Source organism: Bradyrhizobium sp. BRP20 (assembly GCF_020194215.1).
GTDB lineage: Bacteria > Pseudomonadota > Alphaproteobacteria > Rhizobiales > Xanthobacteraceae > Bradyrhizobium > Bradyrhizobium yuanmingense.
This window is the reverse complement of record NZ_JADYVY010000069.1, coordinates 1-1,698: the sequence shown is the minus strand read 5'-3', so window position 1 is coordinate 1,698 and position 1,698 is coordinate 1. Positions and strand designations below refer to the sequence as shown.

Annotated in this window: 1 protein-coding gene; it reads right to left on the bottom strand. The window is 63.8% G+C overall.

Going from position 1 to position 1,698, the window contains the following annotated elements; translation table 11 throughout:
- Nucleotides 1–202: 202 nt before the first annotated feature.
- Nucleotides 203–1,462, bottom strand: coding sequence for an IS110 family transposase (locus I6F33_RS37805; protein ID WP_225145780.1), 1,260 nt, complete (start codon nucleotides 1,460–1,462; stop codon nucleotides 203–205).
- Between the last annotated feature and the right edge of the window lie 236 nt (nucleotides 1,463–1,698).

The following is a 1,698-nucleotide window of genomic DNA, read 5'->3' as shown; positions in this document are numbered from 1 at the left end:
GCCGTAGGACCTCCTAGCCTTGGTCAAGAGGTTTCATGCCTTAATGCAACAGAGTAGCGCAGTGCTCACCGCTGTCCAGGACGCTTCGCGCCGGCTACGCCGGTGCCGATGGCATCCTGGACAGCGGCTGCGCGCTGCGCTGCTGGGCTCGGCAGGTCGGGACGAAGGAATGGTCACAAGCGGCCGAACAAAGGAATAAGGCTTACTGGCTGCTGACAGCCTGAGCACTCCTGTGATTGGCGTCGTACAGCGTTCGGTTCTTGAGGGCCGCGCAGAGGGCCGAGAGCAGGCGATCGCCCACGCCTCGCAACGCGCGTGCACGGCCATGGCCGCGCTGCCGCAAGGCATCATAGCGGTGCCGAGCGGCCGGGTCGTGCTGGACGGCAACGCGTGACCAGTGATGGACAGCGGTCTGCAGCCGCTTGTTGCAGGCAAAGCGCCGGATCACGAAGCGTTGCTTGCCGCTTTGCCGTGTGACCGGGGCAGCCCCTGCCAGAGCACGCAAAGCGTGGTAATCTCGGGCGCGCAGCGGTTGTGCTGCCTCGGTGAGCAGTGTGGCGAGAACAATCCTGCCGATTCCCGGCCAGGAGCGAAGGATTGCCACGTCACGCTGCTCATAGCTCTGCCCCGATGAGTTCTCCTCGCCCTGTGCCGCCAGACTATCGCAAAGGCCGTCCAGGGCAGCGCCGGCTTGCTTGATCTGCTGATTGACCAGGCGCATGCGCGCGACAAGGCTGCGGATATGGACGCACGCCGCCTCCGTGGTACCTGGTGCGACGAACAAGGCCGTCTTGCGCAGGGTCTGCAGCACGGTGGCGGCGTCGACACGGCGGATACGATGCTCCTTGAGGATGCGCGCAATCGTCTTCTCCGATGCCTTGGCGGCCGCAGCGGGTGTCGGCACCTTCTGCCACAAGCTCAGGAACCAGTCGTCTGCGACATCATCGGTCAGCTCGGCCGCTTGCGGGTAATAACGCCACAACTGCTGACGCAGGCGGTTAGACAGACGCGTCCGTTCCTGCTGCAGCTCATCTAGCAGGCGCGACCATTCGCGCAACCTGATCACCGCCGGATCGTCGAGGGCAAGCTGCCGGAAGGCCTTGCGATCGGTACGCAAGGAATCCCCTAGGACAAGAGCGTCACGGCTGTCATCCTTGGCACCCGCGACCGTGAAGCGATCACGGAAGCGATCAAGCTGCTTGGGATTGATGGCAAAGACCAGGAACCCACACTCAAGCAGCATCTCCACCACAGGACCGTGCGGCATCTCGATCGCCACGGCGATCTGCGCCGGTGCAGCCTTCGTCTTCTCGAGCAGCCAGTCGCGCATCTCCACCAGATCGGCTCCGCCATGGGCGAACTCTCGCTCTCCCAGCCGCCTTCCTTCGGCATCGAGCAAGCAAACGCGATGAGTTTGCGTTGCCCAGTCGATCCCGACAAACCAATGCACATTCTCGACCATTTGATGGACCTCCTCGCTTCCAAAAGGCGGGCCAACTGCGATCCCAATCAATCCCTGTACCGGCGCTCGCGGCGCAAACCTCCTAGTGGATCTCGATCGCAGATGCTCCGCCAGGGCGCGGGTCCTACGTCGGTGCTCTAGGCACAGGTGGGCAAGGCGGCTCCCGGCGGATCGGCCCGGCCGACCAGCCTACACCAACTGACTGGCCTCCGAACGCCAGAAGGGTACAGGGTGGG

What these genes read in the sequence shown, in the direction of transcription:
- I6F33_RS37805 (WP_225145780.1), bottom strand. Translation starts at nt 1,462, where the DNA reads ATGGTCGAGAATGTGCATTGGTTTGTCGGGATCGACTGGGCAACGCAA.